Annotated in this window: 13 protein-coding genes; 2 read left to right on the top strand and 11 right to left on the bottom strand. The window is 64.1% G+C overall.

Annotated elements, in window-relative coordinates; all coding sequences use genetic code 11:
- Window positions 1-61 precede the first annotated feature (61 nt).
- The gene (locus tag EN993_RS04085) at window positions 62-2,164 is read left to right on the top strand and encodes an FAD-dependent oxidoreductase (protein WP_127262456.1); all 2,103 of its coding nucleotides are present in this window, start codon (window positions 62-64) and stop codon (window positions 2,162-2,164) included.
- 70 nt (window positions 2,165-2,234) lie between these two features.
- Entirely contained in the window at window positions 2,235-3,773 is a 1,539-nt protein-coding gene (locus EN993_RS04080; RefSeq protein ID WP_109661961.1) for a trimethylamine methyltransferase family protein, read from the top strand.
- Here EN993_RS04080 and EN993_RS04075 read toward each other — a convergent pair.
- From EN993_RS04075 to EN993_RS04025, 11 genes are all read right to left on the bottom strand, one after another.
- Window positions 3,770-4,450 carry a TetR family transcriptional regulator C-terminal domain-containing protein gene (locus tag EN993_RS04075; RefSeq protein WP_127262455.1) on the bottom strand — a complete coding sequence of 227 codons (681 nt, stop codon included), beginning with the start codon at window positions 4,448-4,450 and terminating at the stop codon, window positions 3,770-3,772. The genes EN993_RS04080 and EN993_RS04075 overlap by 4 nt on opposite strands.
- A 43-nt stretch (window positions 4,451-4,493) precedes the next feature.
- Entirely contained in the window at window positions 4,494-6,056 is a 1,563-nt protein-coding gene (locus EN993_RS04070) for an ABC transporter substrate-binding protein (RefSeq protein ID WP_127262454.1), read from the bottom strand.
- Window position 6,057: 1 nt separating this feature from the next.
- Window positions 6,058-7,086, bottom strand: a complete 1,029-nt coding sequence (locus tag EN993_RS04065) for an ABC transporter ATP-binding protein (protein ID WP_127262453.1) — start codon at window positions 7,084-7,086, stop codon at window positions 6,058-6,060.
- On the bottom strand, window positions 7,083-8,048 hold the full coding sequence (locus tag EN993_RS04060; RefSeq protein WP_109661953.1) for an ABC transporter ATP-binding protein: 966 nt from the start codon (window positions 8,046-8,048) through the stop codon (window positions 7,083-7,085). The genes EN993_RS04065 and EN993_RS04060 overlap by 4 nt, the downstream gene beginning before the upstream one ends.
- Window positions 8,045-8,932 (bottom strand): ABC transporter permease, encoded by an 888-nt coding sequence (locus EN993_RS04055; RefSeq protein ID WP_127262452.1) that lies wholly within the window; start codon window positions 8,930-8,932, stop codon window positions 8,045-8,047. Before EN993_RS04055 ends, EN993_RS04060 begins: the two co-directional genes overlap by 4 nt.
- Entirely contained in the window at window positions 8,916-9,866 is a 951-nt protein-coding gene (locus EN993_RS04050) for an ABC transporter permease (protein ID WP_109661951.1), read from the bottom strand. The genes EN993_RS04055 and EN993_RS04050 overlap by 17 nt, the downstream gene beginning before the upstream one ends.
- A gap of 19 nt (window positions 9,867-9,885) precedes the next feature.
- Window positions 9,886-11,895 (bottom strand): CocE/NonD family hydrolase, encoded by a 2,010-nt coding sequence (locus EN993_RS04045; RefSeq protein ID WP_127262451.1) that lies wholly within the window; start codon window positions 11,893-11,895, stop codon window positions 9,886-9,888.
- 193 nt (window positions 11,896-12,088) lie between these two features.
- Complete coding sequence (locus tag EN993_RS04040) at window positions 12,089-15,235, bottom strand: efflux RND transporter permease subunit (protein ID WP_126068296.1); 3,147 nt, start codon at window positions 15,233-15,235, stop codon at window positions 12,089-12,091.
- Between the two features lie 202 nt (window positions 15,236-15,437).
- Window positions 15,438-16,580, bottom strand: a complete 1,143-nt coding sequence (locus tag EN993_RS04035; RefSeq protein ID WP_109661945.1) for an efflux RND transporter periplasmic adaptor subunit — start codon at window positions 16,578-16,580, stop codon at window positions 15,438-15,440.
- Window positions 16,581-16,626: 46 nt separating this feature from the next.
- Window positions 16,627-17,232, bottom strand: coding sequence for a TetR family transcriptional regulator (locus EN993_RS04030; protein WP_109661943.1), 606 nt, complete (start codon window positions 17,230-17,232; stop codon window positions 16,627-16,629).
- Window positions 17,233-17,420: 188 nt separating this feature from the next.
- Window positions 17,421-19,061 (bottom strand): acyl-CoA synthetase, encoded by a 1,641-nt coding sequence (locus EN993_RS04025; protein WP_109661941.1) that lies wholly within the window; start codon window positions 19,059-19,061, stop codon window positions 17,421-17,423.
- Window positions 19,062-19,233 lie beyond the last annotated feature (172 nt).

The raw sequence follows: 19,233 nt of genomic DNA, 5'->3' as shown, positions 1-19,233 counted from the left end.
CGTCAGTCGTGCGAATATGCTTGTTGTACGATCGTTCAACAAGCATATTCGCGAAGCTCTGATGACCTGCAATCCTCGCTACGAAATCCTGTTCGAGCCGATGCGGATCGGGCCTGTCACCGCGCCGAACCGCTTCTATCAAGTGCCGCACGCCAGCGGCATGACCAACGCCTTGCCACGGGTGCGCGCCGCCTTTCGCGAAGCCAAGGCCGAGGGCGGATGGGGCGTGATCTGCACCGGCGCCTGTTCGATCGACCCCAGTTCGGACGACGCGCCGCTGCCCTTCGCCACGATGTGGGACGACAACGACATCCGCGCCCATGCGCTGATGACGGAGGCCGTGCACCGCCATGGCGCGCTGGCCGGCGTGGAACTGTGGCACGGCGGCGCCTCGGTGATGAACAGGACGAGCCGCCTGCCGCCGCTGTCGCCGTCGGGAATTCCGTGGATGGCCACCCATGTCGGCTTCATGGGCAATTTGCGGCCGAAGACCATGGACAAGGCCGATATACGCGAGGTCTTGAGGTGTCAGGCCGAGGCGGCGCGCAAGGCGCGCACTGCCGGCTTCGACGTGGTCTACGTCTATGCCGGCATGGGCTATCTCGGCTACGAATTCCTGCTGCCGGAATACAATCATCGCGTCGACGAGTACGGCGGATCGATCGAGAACCGGGTGCGCTTCGTGCGCGAGATGATCGAGGTCACCAAGGATGCCGTCGGCAAGGATTGCGGCGTCGCCTTGCGCGTCAGCCTCGAGGAACTGCGCGGCAGGCCCGGCCGCAACCAGCCCTCGGAAGCGCACGAGCTGATCGAACTGCTGGCGGAGCTGCCGGACCTGTTCGACGTCAAGATGGATTCCAGCCCGACCGACTGTTCAGCGTCGCGCTTCACCGGCGAAGGCAGCCATGAGCCGGTGATCGATTTCGTCAAATCGCTGACGAAAAAGCCGGTGGTCGGCGTCGGCCGCTTCACCTCGCCCGACACCATGGTCTCGCAGATCAAACGCGGTGTGCTCGACTTCATCGGCGGCGCGCGGCCTTCGATCGCCGATCCCTTCCTGCCCAACAAGATCCGCGAGGGCCGCGAGGCCGAGATCCGCGAATGCATTGGCTGCAACATCTGCATTTCGAGCTGGCATGACGGCGTGCCGGTACGCTGCACCCAGAACCCGACCGCCGGCGAAGAGTGGCGGCGCGGCTGGCACCCCGAACGTGTCGAGCGCACTGATGCGCCTGAGCGGATCCTGATTGTCGGCGGCGGACCGGCTGGGCTCGAATGCGCGCTGACGCTCGGCCGTCGCGGCCATGAGGTGATGCTCGCCGACGGCAACCGCACCTTCGGCGGGCGGCTGACCTTCGAGAAGACGCTGCCCGGCCTTTCAGCCTGGAATCGCGTCGTCGATTACCGGCTTGGGCGTCTCAGCGAGATGGGCAACGTCTCGCTCTATCCCGAGAGTGTTTTGGGCGCGGGCGAGATCATCGACCTGGCGCCGGATCGCGTGGTGCTGGCGACCGGCGCGCGCTGGAGCAACATGCTCTACTCCTCGCTGGAGATTCCGGTCGGCAGGCTCGATCATCCTGATGTGCTCACCCCGGATGATATCGCCGCCGGCCGGCTTCCGCAGGGACCGACGCTCGTCTTCGATTTCGACAACTACTATATGGGCGGCGTGCTGACCGAACATCTGGCGGCACAAGGCATCCCGGTCAGCTACGTGACCCCCGCAGGTCAGGCGTCCGCCTGGACGATCATGACCAACGAGCTGCCGTTGGTGCATCGCGCGCTGGCGCGGCGCAAGGTGTCGGTGACGACACTGCATCTCCTGAAATCCTTCGACGGCGAGACGGCGACGCTAGCGCATCTGTTCACCGGCGAGGAAAGCCGAATGGCCTGCCGCTCGGTGCTGATCGTCGGACTGAGGCTGCCGCGCGGCGAGCTGTTCGAGTCTCTGACGCAACGAGCGGAGGCGCTTGCCGCTGCCGGCATCCGCAGTGTCGATCGTATCGGCGACACGCTGGCGCCGGGCGCCATCGCGCACGCGGTGCACAGCGGCCATAAGCTCGCTCAGGAGATCGGTGCAAAAATCCGCTGGCAACCCTACCGCCGCGACACGCCGATCGTCGATGCGGTGGCGGATTTCGACATGCGCACAGCTGCAGAATAGAGCAATTCCAGGAGAAGTGTGAAGCGGTTTTCCGTCCGGAATTGCGACAAACAGGGAGTTCAAGAAAACCATGGAGCGCATCACGGCACGTCGCAGGCCCGGCCGCCCGCAGCGCGAGATCGGCGGCATCGAGCAGCGGCCGTGGAAGCAGCTGACGCGGCCCTATGCACCGATCGAGATCCTGTCGGCCGATCAGGTGCAGACGATCCACGAAATGGGCCTCACCATCCTCGAAGAGATCGGCATGCGGGTGCTGCAGCCGCAGGCGCGGCAATTCTACCGCTCGGCCGGCTGCGATGTCGACGACGGCGAGATGCGGGTGCGTTTCGACCGCGCCATGGTCATGGAGCGCGTCGCCATGGCGCCATCGTCGTTCGAGTTGCGTGCCCGCAATCCGGCGAAGAACGTCAAGGTCGGCGGGAAACACTGCATCCTGTCGTCGGTCGGTGGACCCGCCTATGTCATGGACAATGATCGCGGCCGCCGTCCCGGCACCTATGCCGAGATGTGCGATTATCTCAAGCTGATCCAGTCGTTCAACGTGCTGCACCAGGAAGGCGGCGGGCCGTTCGAGCCGCTCGACCTGCACCAGAACACGCGCCATCTCGACCTCTACTATGCCGAGATCACGCTGCTCGACAAGAACTGGCAACCGCAGGCGCTCGGCCGTGGGCGCGCCATCGACGCGCTGGAGATGGTGGCGATTTCACTGGGCACGACGCGCGAGAATCTTGCGCAGGAGATGCCTGTCTTTACCGGCATCATCAACACCAACTCGCCGCTGCAGCTCGACGAGCCGATGGCGGAAGGCCTGATCGCGCTGGCCGAACATGGCCAGGTCAATGTCATCACGCCGTTCACACTGGCCGGTGCGATGAGCCCGGTGACGCTCGCCGGAGCGCTGTCGCAGCAGCATGCCGAGGCGCTGGCCGGCATCGTGCTGACGCAGATCGTGCGCCCCGGCGTACCGGTGATGTATGGCGGCTTCACCTCCAATGTCGACATGAAGACCGGTGCGCCGGCCTTCGGTACGCCGGAATACACGCAGGCCGCGCAGATCACCGGCCAGCTCTGCCGGCTGATCGGCGTACCGTTCCGCTCCAGCAATGTCACCGCCGCCAATTCGGTCGATGCGCAGGCGGCCTATGAAAGCGCCATGTCGCTGTGGGGCTGCCTGATGGGCGGTGCCAATCTGGTGCTGCACGCCGCCGGCTGGCTCGGCGGCGGGCTGACGGCATCGTTCGAGAAACTGATCATCGACGCCGAGATGCTGCAGATGATGTGCGCCTATTTCGACCCGCCGGTGGTCGATATCGACACGCTGGCGCTGGAAGCCGTGCGCGAGGTCGGGCCGGCCGGGCACTTCTTCGGCGCCGCGCACACGATGCAGCGCTACGAACGCGCGTTTTATTCGCCGCTGGTCTCCAACTGGGACAACTACGACACCTGGATGGAGCGCGGCCAGATCACCGCGCGCGAACGGGCCAATGTAGTCTGGAAGCGGATGGTCGCCGAATATGAGCAGCCGCCGATCGATCCCGGCATCGATGAGGCGCTGCGCGACTATATGGAGCGCCGCAAGCGCGAGGGCGGTTCGCCGCTGAACTAGGCATCCCGCAAAGGCCCGACCTGAGCTTCCAGCATCTCGAAGCCGGCGGCTTCGGCGGCCTGCGGCGTCACCACGCTTTCGTCGAGGCACCATTCGAGCCAGAGCCCGTCGACCAGGGCGATGAAATTGCGCGCCAGCGTCGGAGCGTCGACATCCCTGCCACGCGGCACGGCGACCGCGGCGATGTCCTCGGCGAGTTCCGCCCGGTAAGCGTCATAGAGTTCGCGATGCGCCGCCTTGAGGCGTGGGTTGACGGCGATCTCGCCCCACAGCGATAGCCAGATCAAGAGATTGTCACGGCTGAAATAATCGGGCGAAAAATTCGAATGCACCAGGGCGGCAAGTGCGGCCTGCGGCGACCAATCTGATGTCTCGGCGCGGCGGCGCTTGGCTTCGGCGATCTGGTTGTTGACGCTGGCATAAAGCGAGGATTTGTAGACCTCGACCAGCAAGCCATCGAGGCTTTCGAAGTGATGGTTGATGAGGCCGCGCGAAACGCCGGCCTCCTTGCAGATGCGATCGATGGTGAAGGCGCCGATGCCGCCGACCGACAGGCATCGCGTCGCCGCCTCGACCAGCATGGAACGGCGGACATCCGCCTGCTCGCGGCTGAAGCGCGGTGGCGATTTCTTGGCGCCGCGCTTGCGTCTTTCGGGTGCTGGTCCTGCTTCCGTCATGCCCCCAGCTAAACGATCACATCTTTGCTGTCCACGGAAGCGATCATGCCTTCTTCTTGAACAGCACCGGATTGGGGTGGCCGTCCGGATAAATAACCGGCTCGAAACTGGTCTTGTGGATAACGACCAGCGGCTGGTGGCAGATGAAGATGAAACCGCCAGACTGCTCCATCAGGTCCTCCATGCGGTTGGACAATGCGATGCGCTTGGGCTCATCGCTTTCCGCCACCAACTGCTGATAGCTGGTTTCGAACTCCGCGCTGTCGAAGCCCGACCAATTGTAGGCGCCGATCTGGTCGGGGCGGAACCAGACCAGGTTTTCGGAAGGGTCGATGCCACCGGCAAAATCCATCAGCGCCAGATCGATGTTCTTGTAGCCCTCGCCCTGCGTCTTGTCGCCGACACCCCAGAAGGCCGCCTCGTCATAGGGCTGGATCTCGACCTTGATGCCGGCCTGTTCGAGACTGGCCTGGATGATCTGCGCCGTCGCGGTGCGGATGGAATCGTTCATCACCGTCAAGGTCAGCGACAGGTCGCTGACGCCGGCTTCAGTCAGAAGTGCTGCGGACTTCTCGTAGTCGGGTGCGGCGATCAGATTGCTGGCGCGCGCGAACTTGGTGCCGGGCTGGACGACACCGGTGGAACGCTTGGTGAGATCGTCATAGACGCCGGTCAGGATCTGCTCGACATCGACGCCATATTGCACGGCCTGGCGGACTTTTAGGTCCTTGAGGCGTGGGCTCAGCATGTTGATGGTCAGCCAGACATAACGGGTCGACTGCGCCTCGATCAGGCTCGTGTCGGCGGGTAGGCTGGCCTTGACCGCCTTGGTCGCCGAAATGGCGATCTTGGTGTAGTCGAAGGCGTCGGCCTCATAGGCCAGCTGTGCGGCCTGATCGTCGGCGACGACATAGATCTCGACCTTGCCGAAATCCGGCTTCGGCCCAGGCCAGTCAGGGTTGGCGGTCAGCGTCACCTTCTGCTTCTGCTGCCAGTCGGAGAAGAGGTAGGGACCGCATGTCGCCGGCGGCTCGGTGGTGAACTTGCCACCCGCCTTCTCGGTGCCGGCGCGGCTGATGATGTGTCCGCCATAGTAAGGCAGGCTGGTGACGAAGATCGGCTGGTAGGGCTCTTTCAGGTGGATGATGCCGTTGCGTGCATCGACGACCTCGACGCGGTCGAGTTTTTCGAACTGATAGGCCCAGGGCGACGACAGGGCCTTGTCGGCGATGCGCTCGAACGAGAACTTCACGTCATCGGCGGTGACCGCGCCAAATCCACCAGACCATTTCAGCCCGTCGATCAAGGTGAAGGCGATGGTCCTCGGATCTTTCTGTTCGAGCTTTTCGGCGCCCCACAACGACCAGGGCGAGCCTTTCCTGATATCGTCGAAACGGTTCAGCGAGACATAGATACCTCGCATCATGACATCCTCGATGCCGCCATTCATGAAGGCAGGATCGAGGCATTGCAGATCGCCCTCCATGCGGATGCGCAAAGTGTCGCCGGCGGCCGACCAGGCGAAGCCCGGCTTCATCGTCAGGCCGACACCCAGCGCGCCCGCCGCTTTCAGGAATGCACGTCTGTCCATGTTCCATTGTGTCATGTCAGTTTCCCCTGTGGTTTGCGGAAGCGCGTGAGAAGGCTTCCCGTTCTTGCCCGCCTGTCACCAGCGGGAAATGGCAGCGCACCATCCGATCGGTGCCCATCGGTCGATAGGCCGGTGCCTCGGTCTTGCAGCGATCGCGCGCGATCGGGCAGCGTGTGTGGAATTCGCAGCCAGATGGCCGCCGGAATACACTTGGGATCTCGCCAGTGACGGCGGGGTTCTGGCTGCGCCGGCGTGGGTCGGGTATCGGCTCGGACCGGATCAGCGTCGCCGTGTAGGGATTGAGCGGCGCCGAAAACACATCCTGCGTCGGTCCCGTCTCGACCAGCCGGCCGAGATACATGATGGCCAGCCGATCGCTGACATGGCGGATCATTGCCAGATTGTGGGTGACGATCATGGCGGCGAAACCAAGCTCGCGTTTCAGCTCGCCGATCAGGTTGAGCACGTCGCCCTGCACGGAGACATCGAGGCCGGCGGTCGGCTCGTCGGCGAGCAGCAGATGCGGCTTCATTGCCAGCGCGCGGGCGACGCCGATGCGGCGCGCCTGCCCGCCCGACAGCTCATGTGGAAAGCGGTCGACGAAGGAGGCCGGCAGGCCGACCAGCGCCAGCAGCGCTTTTGCCGCGGCGCGGCGATCCGGCATCGGCACGCCTTGAATGATCTGCGGCTCGGTCAGCAGTGTGCCGATGCGCAGGCGCGGGCTGAGCGAGGCAACAGGGTCCTGGAACATCATCGCCGAGCGCCTTCGCATGGCGCGGAAATCGGCCGGCGTCGCCACGTCCCTGCCCTCGAAGGTGATGCGGCCGGCAGCGGCGCGCACAAGGCCAAGAATGGTGCGGGCAAGCGTCGTCTTGCCGGAACCGGACTCGCCGACCAGCCCAAGCGTCTCGCCCGGCATCAGCGACAGCGTCACGCCGTCGATGACATTGAAGCTCGGCAAGGGGAACGGATTGATCAGGCGGCTGAGCAAACTCTTACGTGCGAAGGTCACCGACAGATCATTGATGGCGAGCAGCGGGCTCATGGCGTCACCGCATGGCAGCGCGCGACATGCGAGGCGGACAGTTTCACGAGTGGCGGCGCGACCGAACCGCATGGCGCGAACGCACGATCGCAGCGCGGCGCGTAGACGCATCCCATTGGCGGTTGGGTCAGATTGGGAAGCGAGCCGGGAATGGTCGGCAGCCTGTCCAGTCGCTCGTGGAAGCGGGCAGGATCGCAGGCGAGCAGCGCTTGCGTATAGGGATGCCGCGCATCGTGGAAGATGGCGTCGACCTCGCCGCCCTCCACCACCTCGCCGGCATACATGACATAGACGCGGTCGCAGAGCTCGGCGATGACGCCGAGATGGTGCGAGACAACAATGATGATGCCGTTGTAGTCGCGCCGGAGTTCGCGCAGCAGATGGATGATCTGCGCCTCCATGGTCACGTCGAGCGCCGTCGTCGGCTCGTCGGCGATGAGCAGGCCGGGATCGGTCAACAGGGAGGCGGCAATCGCCACGCGCTGGCGCATGCCGCCGGACAGTTCGTGCGGATAGCTGTTCATCCGCCGTTCGGCATCCGCAATGCCGACGCGGCCGAGCATGGCGGCGATGCGCGCCCGCTTCTGCGCACGGCCGAGATCCTTGCGGTGGTGCTGGAAGTCGACGAGCTGGTCGCCGATGGTCAGCACCGGGTTGAAGGCGGTCATCGGATCCTGGCTGACCAGCGCGATCTCGTCACCACGCAGCAGGCGCTGATGGTGCGCGTCGAGCTTTGCCAGGTCGACGCCGTTGTAGCTGATCGATCCGTCGATGCGGGCATTGGCCGGCAACAGGTTGGCCAATGCGGTGACCAGCGTGGACTTGCCGCAGCCGCTCTCACCGACAATGCCGATCACCTCGCCGGGATGCGCTTCGATGTCGACATGACGCAAGGCATGCACTGCGCCATGCGGCGTCTCATAGCGGACGCTGAGATCGATGGCGGAAAGCGAGCCGGTCATGCCGGCCTCCGCAATTGCAGGCGCGGGTCGAGATAGTCGCGCAGGCCCTCGCCGAGGAAAGTGAAGCCGAGCGTTGCGAGCACCAGCGGCAGCCCGCCGAAGATGACCATGAACGGTGCCGAGCGGATCGAGGTGTAGCCATCATAGAGGATCGAGCCCCAGGACGGTGTCGGCGGCCGCACACCAAGGCCGAGGAAGCTAAGGCCGGCCTCGACCATGATGACGACCGGAATGTCCATCGACAGAAGGATGATCAGCGGGCCGACGACATTGGGCAGGAGGTGGATGAAGATGATGCGCGTTGCACTGGCGTCGAGCAGGCGCTCGGCGAGGATATAGTCGCTGTTCTTCAGCGCCAGCGTCTGCGCCCGGATCAGCCTGGCATAGCTCGGGAACGAGGTCGCGGCGATGACGATGATCAGCGTGCCGGTGCCGGCGCCGAGCACGGTGATGATGGCGAGCGCGAACATGATCATCGGGAGCGAGTTCAAGCTGTCGAAGCTCAGCACCAGGATGGCGTCGAGCCAGCGCGGCCCGTAGCCGGCGATCAGGCCGAGCAGCAGGCCGATGGCGCCGGCGATGGCCACCGAGACCATGGCGATGGTCAGCGCCGTGCGCGCGCCAAAAATGACGCGCGACAGGAGATCCCGGCCGAGATGATCGGTTCCGAACCAGTGCGCGAGCGATGGCGGCTGCAGCTTGTGCAGCACATCGATCTTGATCGGCGAATAGGGCGCCAGCCATGGCGCGAAGATTGCGGTGATGAGGAAGCCGGTGACCAGGATCAGCGCCACGCAAGTGAACGGATCGGCAAGCAGCGCCCGCAGCGGCGGCAGCCTTTGTCGGTCCGGAAGGGAGAGCGAGGCGTCAGCCACGGAAGACATCGCGCACCCTCGGGTCGAGCCGCGCAATCAACAGATCGGCGGCGATGGTGATGGAGACGTAGATGGCGGTCATGATCAGCACCGTGCCCATGACGACCGGATAGTTGCGGGTGTTGACGGCGTCGGTGATGAGCTTGCCGATGCCGGGTCGAGCGAACACCGCCTCGACGAAGACGGCGCTGGACAGGATGCTGCCGAGGCCGACGGCGACCAGCGAGATGGTCGGGATGATGGCGATGCGCAGCGCGTATTTGGAGACGATCTTCCATTCAGGCAAACCAAACGAGCGCGCGGTGCGGATGTGCGGTTCGCCCATCACCTCCATCATCGAGGCGCGCACCATGCGGGCGATGTAGCCGATCCAGCCGAGCGCTATGGCTGCCGCCGGCATGATCAGCGCCTTGGCCTGGCTGACGAAGTCACCGGCCTCGCCGGCACCGATGGCCGGCAGCCAGCGCAGCGTCACGGCAAAGAGCAGCAGCGAATAGATGGCGACGACGAAGGACGGCACGGCGATGACGCCGACCGACAGCACGCCGATGATGGCATCGGCTGTTGTGCCGCGCCGCATCACGGACAGGCAGCCGAGCGGAACGCCGATGAGAAGCGCGACGGTGAGCGCGGTCAGCCCGAGGATCAGCGTGTTCGGCAACGCTTCCAGCACCAGGGTGGAGACGGGCCGGTTCGACCAGACATCGTAGCCGAGATTGCCGGTCAGCGCGTTGCGGAAGAATTCGACGATCTGCCACCAGACCGGCTGGTCGAGGCCCATGCGCTCGATCAGCAGCCGCTTCAATTCCGGCGTGGCGCGTGGACCAAGCGCCACGGTTGCAGGATCGCCCGGAACCAGGAAAACGGCCGCATACATGGCGATCATGACAAGCACGAGGATCAGGAGGCCGAGACCGATGCGCTTCACTGCATATGCAAGCATGGTCTCCTCTCCGCTCCTGTCAGGCGAAATCGCGCCTGATGCGCCGCGTCGCCGAGGCGCTGTGGACGAGCGTGCCCTGTTCTCGGGCCTCGAGCCGCCAGCTCAGGTTGAAATGGGTTTCGTCCGATGTCAGTTCGGTGACTGCCATGGCTTCGATGTCGGCATCGCCGCTGGCAATCGCCCAGCAGTATTCGGTGACGAGCTTGGCCGACAGCGGATCGTCGGCACGGATGCTCATCGTATCGCTGTTGGCCGAGAATACGGTGGTAGCGCGATCGTCATAGCGCCGGCGTCCATGGTCGGAACTCAGCGCGATGGTCTGCACGCCCGAGCCGACATCGTCGGTGACGATGCGACGGTCGAAGCCGTCGTCAAACGTCGTGGTCGGGACCGGCGGCGCCGTTTCGGCGGGTTCAAAGCGCACGTCGCGGTCGCGAGCCGACGGCGGCCGCACCGGCAGCATCACCGTGCTGTCGCCGCTCGCCATCGACAGCGTCGACAGTTTCGGCTGCGGCCACAGGATCGGCCAATGCTGGTTGGCCAGCGCCAGCCGGATGCGGTGGCCCTTGGGCACCGTGCGAGCGAAATCATTGAGCTTCAGCCGCACGCGGAACGGTGTTCCGACTGGACACGGCTCTGGATGCTCGTGGCTGTCTCTGTGGCTGAGGTTGAGCACGCCATAGGTCATCAGCGCCGAGGTGCCGTCGGGATAGACATCGCACAGCCGGGCGGCGAGGTTGACATGCGGCTGGTCGACAATGACGAGCAGATCGAGTTCCGGCGCGCCGAGCAAGGTCAGGTCGCTGTCGAGCGGGGGCGTGTCGAAGCACAACGCCAGCCCGTCCTCACGACGCTGGTCGATGGGCATATCCGGGCAGGAGCCGCCATAACCGCCCCAGCGGCCGCAGTCTCGCCCGGCGGTGGCCGGCGAGCGCACGGAAAGCACGGCACCCGGTGCGGGTTCGCTGCCAAGCCCAGTGGCGTTCAGATGCAAAGCGCGGCGTTCGATGCGCGGCGACGGCCACTGGTCCTCGGCGGCCCAACTGCCGGCATGATCGGGGAGATAAAAAGGTTGTGGCCGTTCTTCGCCGGTGATCCAGACGCGATAGAGTGGCTCGTTCATGATGCCGGTGTCTTCGCCGCAGAGCCAATGGCGCCACCAGCGCATCGCCTCCTGCAGATAGCCGATCAGCGGCCCAGGCGCACCGCGACAGGGATAGGCATGCGACCAGGGGCCAACGATGCCGAGCTTCGGCCCCGGCAGATGTTCGAGCAGGCGCGGCACGAAGTTGGAGTAGCTGTCCTCCCAGCCGCAGACGGCCATGACCGCGCATTCGATCGCCGCGTGGTCTTCGCAGACCGAGCCCTGCCGCCAGTAGTCGTCGCGGCGCTGATGCGCCAGCCAGATTTCCGACAGTGAGCTTGTCGCCGCAAGGCGGTCGGCCCACATGGCGCGCCAAGCGTCGCCGACGATCTGCGGGTCGGGCGCCATCGCCTTCTTTACCAGCATGAAGTTCGACCACATCTCCTGCTCGGTCAGCAGCGCGCCGCCCATATAGTGGATGTCGTCGGCGTAGCGGTCGTCGGTGGCGCAGTTGGTGATGATGGCTTTCAGAGCCGGCGGCCGGCGCGCCGCCACCTGCAGCGCGTTGAAGCCGCCCCAGGAAATGCCGGTCATGCCGACATTGCCGTTGCACCAGGGTTGTGCGGCGAGATGGGCGATGATCTCGCAGGCGTCCTCCTGCTCGCGCGGCAGATATTCATCGGCCAGATCGCCGTCGGAATCGCCCGAGCCCCTGATATCGATGCGGGCGCAGGCGATGCCGTGGCCGGCAAGCCAGGGGTGGATATCGATGTCGCGGGCCACGGTGCCGTCGCGCCGGCGATAGGGCACCATCTCGACGACGACAGGCACCTTGGTATTGGTGCGCGGGCGCCACAAAGTGGCGGCGATGCGCGTGCCGTCGGCCAGCGTGATCCAGAGCGGATCGACGGTTTCGACGGCAAAGGGGAACTCGGTCCGTACCACGGCAGGCACTCGTTAAATCGCCTTGTTGAACGTTCGTACAACAAGGCGATTTAAGGCGCAATCCCGCCGCGCGCTTTTTGGCGCCGAATGCCGTTTAAGCTCTGCGCCGTTCGGGCGGACCAGCGAGAGATCGTGGCGTTGGATGGTGGAAGCAAACCTTGCCGGCCGGACGGTATCGCCCGGCCTGCGATCTTTATTCGGCGGCCAGCGCCAGTTGCGGCTTGTCGGCCTTTTGGCTCAGCTCCAGATCGTCGGTCGGCTCCGCGGCACCGCGCTTCTTGGGCTCGCGGCCGAAGAACAGGGCATAGCCCGCCGGCAGCACCAGGATGGTCAGCACGGTGGCGACGACGATGCCGCCCATCATGGCGTAGGCGAGCGGCCCCCAGAACACGGCGCGCGAGATCGGGATCAGCGCCAGCACGGCCGTCATCGCCGTCAGCACGATCGGCCGGAACCGGCGTACAGCCGAGCCGATGATCGCTTCGGAGCGTTCCATGCCCTTGGCAATGTCCTGGTCGATCTGGTCGACCAGGATGATCGAGTTGCGCATGATGATGCCGAGCAGCGCGATGACCCCGAGGATGGCGACGAAGCCGAACGGCGCACCGCTGATCAAAAGGGCGGCGGCAGCACCGATGATGCCGAGCGGACCGGTCGCCAGCACCAGCATCGCCTTGCCGAAATTCTGCAGCTGGATCATCAAGAGCACGACGATGATGGCCAGCATGATCGGTGCCTTGGCGGCGATCGAGGCCTGGCTTTCCGCCGAATCCTCGGCACCGCCCTGGATCTCGATCTTATAGCCGGGAGCCAGACCGTCACGCAGGCCCTGCATGTCCTTGTAGAGCTTGGTGACGACGTCGTTGGACTGCACGCCGTCGGGCAGCGTTGCCCGCACGCTGATGGTCGGCAGGCGGTCGCGGCGCCATTCGATGCCTTGCTCCAGCACCGGGACAACCTTGGCCACCTGCGACAGCGGCACGAAGCCGCCGAAATCGGTCGGGATGTAGACGGAGTCGACCGAGGACAGCAGGCTGCGGCTGGCATCCGGCTCGCGGGCGACGATGGACACCGTCTCCTCGCCGTCGCGGAAATCGTCGAGCGGCGCGCCGGACATCGATGCCTGCAGCATCTGGCGGATGCGCTGCGAGGTGACGCCGAGCGCGCGGGCACGATCCTGGTCGATGACCAGCTTCATCGCCGGCACCGGCTCCAACCAATCGTCGTGCACGGCGCCAAGCAGCGGATCCTCGCGGAACTTCGCCTTCACCTGGTCGGCGATGCGGCGCACCTCCTGCCGATCCGGCCCCATGACGCGCATCTGCACCGGCCAGCCGGTCGGCGGACCGAGGAAAAGGCGGTCGACCTTGGCGCGGATGGACGGGAAGTCTTGCGCCAGGACGGTGCGCAACTTGACGATCAGCCGTTCGCGGGCCGGTTCGTCATTGGCCATGACGAGCAGTTGGGCGAAGTTGGGATTGCGCAGTTGCTGGTCGAGCGGCAGGAAGAAGCGCGGCGCGCCTTCGCCGATATAGGTGGCGATGAAACGCTTGTCCTTGTCGTCCATCATCTTGCTTTCGAGCGCCTTGGCCTGCGCCTCGACTTCCTTGATGCTGGTGCCTTCCGGCAGCCAGAGGTCGACGAGGATTTCCGGCCGCGACGATTGCGGGAAGAAGTTCTGCGGAATGAACTGGAACGCCCACAGGCTGGTGCCGAAGGTCACCAGCGTCATCACCAGGACGATGATGCGATGGCGCACCGCCCAGCCCACCGTAGCGCGAAGCCGGCGGTAGAAGCGCGTGTCGAAGACATCGTGATGGCTGCCGGCATGCTTGCGCTGCTTGAGGATCATGTTGCCGAGCCACGGCGTGAAATAGACCGCGACGAACCAGGACACGATCAGCGCGATGCCGACGACATAGAACAGCGTGCGGACATATTCGCCAGCCGTGGAAGCCGCGAAGCCGACCGGGATGAAGCCGGCGGTGGTGATCAGCGTGCCGGTCAGCATCGGGAAGGCGGTCGAGGAATAGGCGAAGCTCGCCGCCTCGATCTTGACCAGCCCCTCCTCCAGCTTTCGCTCCATCATCTCGACGACGATCATGGCGTCGTCGACAAGCAGGCCGAGCGCGATGATCAGCGCGCCGAGCGAGATGCGCTGCAGGTCGATGCCGAGTTCGTACATGATGGCGAAGGTGGCGGCGAGCACCAGCGGAATGGCGATAGCGATGACCAGGCCCGAGCGCCAGCCGATTGACAGGAAAGAAACGACCAGCACAATCAGCAGCGCTTCGCCAAGCGCATGCATGAATTCGGCCACCGCATCCGTGACGACGCCCGGCTGGTCGGAAATCTGGTCGACCGAAACGCCGTAGGGCAGCGCCTCTTCGAAGCGCTTGTAGGTAGCCTCGACATCCTTGCCGACATCGGTGACCTTGAAGCCCTTGGCCATGACGACGCCAAGTTGCACGCTATCATGGCCATTGAAGCGGTATTTGCGCTGGAACGGATCTTCGAGCCCCGACGTCACCGTGGCGATGTCGCCGAGCCTCGTGACCTGGCCGCCGGCGCGCAGGCGCAGGTTCCTGATGTCCTCGACCTTGCTGACATCGCCCTCGACGGAAATGCGCACCGAATTGGTGCCGGTGTCGACGGAGCCGGCCGGGTCGACATTGTTCTGTCCCTTGATCGCGTTCTGCAGGTCGGTCAGCGTCAGGCCGCGTTCGGCCAGCGCCTTGGACGAAACGTCGATATAGAGCTTTTCCGGCTGGTCGCCGATGATGACGGCCTTCTCGACGCCGGGCGTCGTCAAAAGCATGTCGCGTGCCTGGATGGCGAATTTCTTCAGTTCGGGATAGCTGAAGCCATCGCCGCTGATCGAATGCAGCGTGATGAAGGTGTCGCCGAACTCGTCGTTGAAATATGGGCCGAGCAGGCCTTGCGGCAGATCGCCCTGGATATCGCCGACCTTCTTGCGCACCTGGTAGAAGGCGTCCGTGACTTCGGCGGCGTTGGTGTCGCCCTTGATCTGCACCGTGATGATGGCGCTGCCGGCGCGGGTGAAGGAGCGCACGAAATCGAGATGCGGCGTCTCCTGCAGCTTGCGCTCGATCTTGTTGACGACCTGGTCTTCCATCTCCTTGATCGAGGAGCCCGGCCAGATCGCCTGGACGACCATGACCCGGAAGGTGAAATCGGGATCTTCCTTCTGGCCCATGCGCATCAGGCCGAGCGCACCGGAAATGATGATCAGGCCGAACAGGAACCGTGCAATGGACGGATGGCCGATTGCCCAGCGCGACAGGTTGAAAGGCCGCTTCTCTTCCGTGGAATTGGTCATCGATGCTGGTCCATCTTTTCAAAGCAACAAGATCGAATGCTTGGTAGTGGCTTCCGGGCGGCAAGGCTCTCCGAGCGGAGAAACGCTCATCGCGGTGGGACGCGAAAATCGATGTGGGGGTTACATCAATCGAGCGCCTCGGTTCGAGCGCTTGCCGCCCGGAAACCAGCGGCTGCGGGAACGCGCAGCCGGTTGTCTGTCGTTAGCGCACCTGCTTGGCGTCGCCGTCAGCCGCAGATGCGGACTGCAGTGCCGCATCGCCGGCGAGTTTCACCTTGAGGTTCTCGGTCATGAACTGCGTGCCGGCAGCGACCACGACGTCGCCGGGCTTCAGTCCCTCGGCAACACGCACGCCACCGGCGGCGAACGCGGCGACTTTGACCGGACGGGCGTGAACGGTGTCGGCGCCGCGATCGACGGTCCAGACGATCGACTGGCTGCCTTGCTCGGCCAGTGCGCTCAGCGGGATCGACACGAGCTGCCGCTCATTGGCCGCCGAGGCTTCGATGCTGGCGGTCATGCCGAGAAGCACGCGCGGATCGTTGGGCAGGCTGACGCGAACGGCGAAGGTGCGCGATTGCGGATCGGCGCTGCCGGCGACCTCACGGACCTTGCCGTCGAGCGCCAGCGCGTCGTCGGACCAGAAGCCCGCCTTGACGATCTTGCCCGGCTTGAATTCGGCGATTTCCATTTCCGGCACGGCGATCAGCACTTCCTTTTCGCCGTCGACGGCAACAGTGACAACCGGCGCGCCGGACCCAACCACCTGGCCTACATCGGCGCTGACCGCGGTGACGATGCCGTCCCTGTCGGCCTTGAGATCGGTATAGCCGACCTGGTTCCTGGCCTGGGCAAGCGTCGAGCGAGCGGAATCGCGGGTGGCGACAGCCTGGTCGTAGCTCAGGGTCGCCTGCTCGAGCTGCGATTTCGGCGCGAACTTCTTGTCAAACAGCTGCTCGGCGCGCTTGCGGGACAGCTCTGACGTCTCGACCTGCCGATCGGCGGCATCAAGGGCTGCCTGCGCACTCTTGACCGACAGGTCGTAATCGATGGGATCGATGCGGGCGAGCACGTCGCCCGCAACCACATGCTGGCCGATGTCGACGAGGCGCTCGGTGATCTTGCCGTTGACGCGGAAAGCCAGTGCGCTTTCGGTGCGAGCCCGCACCGAGCCGGAATAGGAGAGCGTGCGGGTGTCATGCGCCTGGGCGATCTCGACGACCTTGACCGGGCGGATGATGTCCTTGACTTCGGCTTTCTCTTGGCTGCAGCCGGCAAGCCCGAGCGCCGCGACAATCAGGCCGGCAACTGGCAGCTTACGGAGGATGGAATTGGACAAAGACATCTTGGTACTCCGACTGGAGATGAATGGTCGACACCGGCTGGCGGGGCTATTTCAGTGCCTTGATTGCATAATCGATGAGGTCGTCGGGCATTGCCCGGTTGGTCTTGGCAAGGCACTGCGCCACCATCTGCGGATGGCACAGGATGACGGTTGCGGCGCCGAAGCAGCGCGACGCGATCACGGGATCCTGCTCCCTGAACTCACCGGCCTCGATGCCATCGCGGATCACTTCCGCAAACAGGTCGTGAATGCTGTCGACATGCTTGTCGATCACGCCCCAGTCGCGTTCGAGGGCAACGATGACCATCTCGTGGACCTTCTGGTCGTCGAGCATGACCTCCATCGTCATCTTGTATTGCGCATGCACGTAACGCCGAAGCCGCTCCTCGGCGTTGACCGGCAGGTGCATGATCTCGTAGGCCATCTTGTAGCTGGCGCCGAGCATCCGGCCACAGACGGCCTGGTGGATTTCGACCTTGGAGGCAAAGAAACGATAGATGTTGGCCGGCGACATGCCGAGTTCACGGGCGATGTCGGCGACATTGGTCTTGCCGTAGCCGTAGTGCCGGAACAGCCGCTCGGCGCAGTCGAGAATGCGCGTCACATTTTCCTGTCGGGCGGCGTCGGCGACTATGGTGGCGGCTTCGGACATGATCCTCTGTCAATTTACGAGTGACGAATTTCAACTTTCGTCATTCGTAAATCGAAATGGACGGTCTGTCAACGCAGATTCTGTGTACGCGTACGATTGGTGACAGATGGTGACATCCAATAGACGTCACGAAGCGGCCCGAAGATGCGAGCCACTGAAAATATTTTCCGCGAAAGGCCGTCGGCGTTTCAGGTGACCTTGGCCATCTCGCGCAGCCGGAACTTCTGGATCTTGCCGGTCGAGGTCTTCGGGATTTCGGCGAAGATCACCGCCTTCGGCACCTTGAAGCGCGCCAGCAATCCCCGGCAATGTTCGATGATCTCGGCCTCGGTCGCCGCCTTGCCGGGCTTCAGTTCGACATAGGCTACAGGCACCTCGCCCCATTTGTCGTCAGGCCTGGCGACGACGCCGCAAGAGGCAACGGACGGGTGTTTGTAGAGCGCGTCCTCGACCTCGATCGAGGAAATGTTCTCGCCACCAGAAATGATGATGTCCTTGGAGCGGTCCTTGAGCTGGATGTAGCCGTCGGGGTGCATGACGCCGAGATCGCCGGAATGGAACCAGCCGCCGGCAAAAGCTTCGTCGCTCGCCTTGCCGTTCTTCAAATAGCCTTTCATGACGATGTTGCCCCGGAACATGACCTCGCCGATGGTCTCGCCGTCGGCCGGTGTCGCCTGCATCGTTTCGGGATCCATGACGGTCAGGCCTTCGAGCGCTGCATAGCGCACGCCCTGCCGCGCCTTCTTGGCGCTGCGCTCGCCCTTTTCGAGGTCGTCCCAGGCGCCATGCCATTCGTTGACGACCGCCGGGCCATAGGTCTCGGTCAGGCCGTAGAGATGGGTGACGGCAAAGCCGGCATCGGCCATCCCCGACAGTACCGCTTCCGGTGGCGGCGCTGCGGCCGTGTTGAAGGTGACCGTCTGCGGAAATGCGCGCTTGTCCTCGTCCCTGGCATTGATCAGCACCGACATGACCACCGGCGCGCCGCACAGATGGGTGACGCCCTGATCGGCAATCGCATCGTAGATCGGCTTCGGCCGCACCCAGCGCAGGCAGACATGGGTGCCGGCCTGGACGGCGAGCGTCCAGGGAAAACACCAGCCGTTGCAGTGGAACATCGGCAACGTCCACAGATAGACCGCATGCTTGGCCATGCCGGCATGGATGGTGTTGGTGTAGGCCATCAGGGCCGCACCGCGATGGTGGTAGACGACGCCCTTCGGATTGCCTGTCGTTCCGGAGGTATAGTTCAGCGAAATGGCATCCCATTCGTCGTCGGGCATCGACCAGGTGAAGTCCTCGTCGCCGCCAGCAACAAACGCCTCATAGTCCAGAGTGCCAATCCGCTCGCCTTTCGGATACGGCGCGTCAGCGGCGTATTCGGGATCGTCATAGTCGATGACCAGCGGCTTGACCTTGGCCAGTTCCAGAGCCTGCTTGACGACGCTGGAGAATTCGCGGTCGACGATCAGCACCTTGGTCTCGGCATGGTCGAGCTGGAAGGCGATGACCGCCGCATCAAGGCGCGTGTTGAGCGAATGCAGCACCGCCTTGGTCATCGGCACGCCGAAATGCGCCTCCAGCATCGGCGGCGTGTTGGACAGCATGACGGTGACGGTGTCGCCCTTGCCGATGCCGCGCTTGTCGAGCGCCGAGGCAAGCTTCAGCGACCGGCGCCAAAAGGTGCGATAGTCGATGCGCTGGCGGCCATGGATGATGGCGATCTGGTCGGGATAGGTTTTGGCTGCGCGCTCCAGATAGGTAAGCGGCGTCAACGGCTGATGGTTGGCCGCGTTCTTGTCGAGATCCTGTTCGTATGGATTGCCCATCCCATGCTCCCCGCGTTTTTCTTTTAGACCTTCTAATCACAGGCTGGGGCCGCGTCACCATCAACGATGCCTCGCTATAGCGCATTTGGAACAATGATGATCCAGATTCGCCCGGCAAAAGGGCATCGCATACCTTTGCCCAATTTGACTTTTGTCGAGAGCCGTGAATAAT

The organism is Mesorhizobium sp. M7D.F.Ca.US.004.01.2.1 (assembly GCF_003997785.1).
GTDB lineage: Bacteria > Pseudomonadota > Alphaproteobacteria > Rhizobiales > Rhizobiaceae > Mesorhizobium > Mesorhizobium loti.
This window is presented reverse-complemented; position numbering and strand designations above follow the sequence as displayed.

Coding starts and splice junctions, on each gene's coding strand:
- EN993_RS04085 (WP_127262456.1), top strand. CDS start 62: ATGACCTGCAATCCTCGCTACGAAATCCTGTTCGAGCCGATGCGGATC.
- EN993_RS04080 (WP_109661961.1), top strand. CDS start 2,235: ATGGAGCGCATCACGGCACGTCGCAGGCCCGGCCGCCCGCAGCGCGAG.
- EN993_RS04075 (WP_127262455.1), bottom strand. CDS start 4,450: ATGACGGAAGCAGGACCAGCACCCGAAAGACGCAAGCGCGGCGCCAAG.
- EN993_RS04070 (WP_127262454.1), bottom strand. CDS start 6,056: ATGACACAATGGAACATGGACAGACGTGCATTCCTGAAAGCGGCGGGC.
- EN993_RS04065 (WP_127262453.1), bottom strand. CDS start 7,086: ATGAGCCCGCTGCTCGCCATCAATGATCTGTCGGTGACCTTCGCACGT.
- EN993_RS04060 (WP_109661953.1), bottom strand. CDS start 8,048: ATGACCGGCTCGCTTTCCGCCATCGATCTCAGCGTCCGCTATGAGACG.
- EN993_RS04055 (WP_127262452.1), bottom strand. CDS start 8,932: ATGTCTTCCGTGGCTGACGCCTCGCTCTCCCTTCCGGACCGACAAAGG.
- EN993_RS04050 (WP_109661951.1), bottom strand. CDS start 9,866: ATGCTTGCATATGCAGTGAAGCGCATCGGTCTCGGCCTCCTGATCCTC.
- EN993_RS04040 (WP_126068296.1), bottom strand. CDS start 15,235: ATGACCAATTCCACGGAAGAGAAGCGGCCTTTCAACCTGTCGCGCTGG.
- EN993_RS04035 (WP_109661945.1), bottom strand. CDS start 16,580: ATGTCTTTGTCCAATTCCATCCTCCGTAAGCTGCCAGTTGCCGGCCTG.
- EN993_RS04030 (WP_109661943.1), bottom strand. CDS start 17,232: ATGTCCGAAGCCGCCACCATAGTCGCCGACGCCGCCCGACAGGAAAAT.
- EN993_RS04025 (WP_109661941.1), bottom strand. CDS start 19,061: ATGGGCAATCCATACGAACAGGATCTCGACAAGAACGCGGCCAACCAT.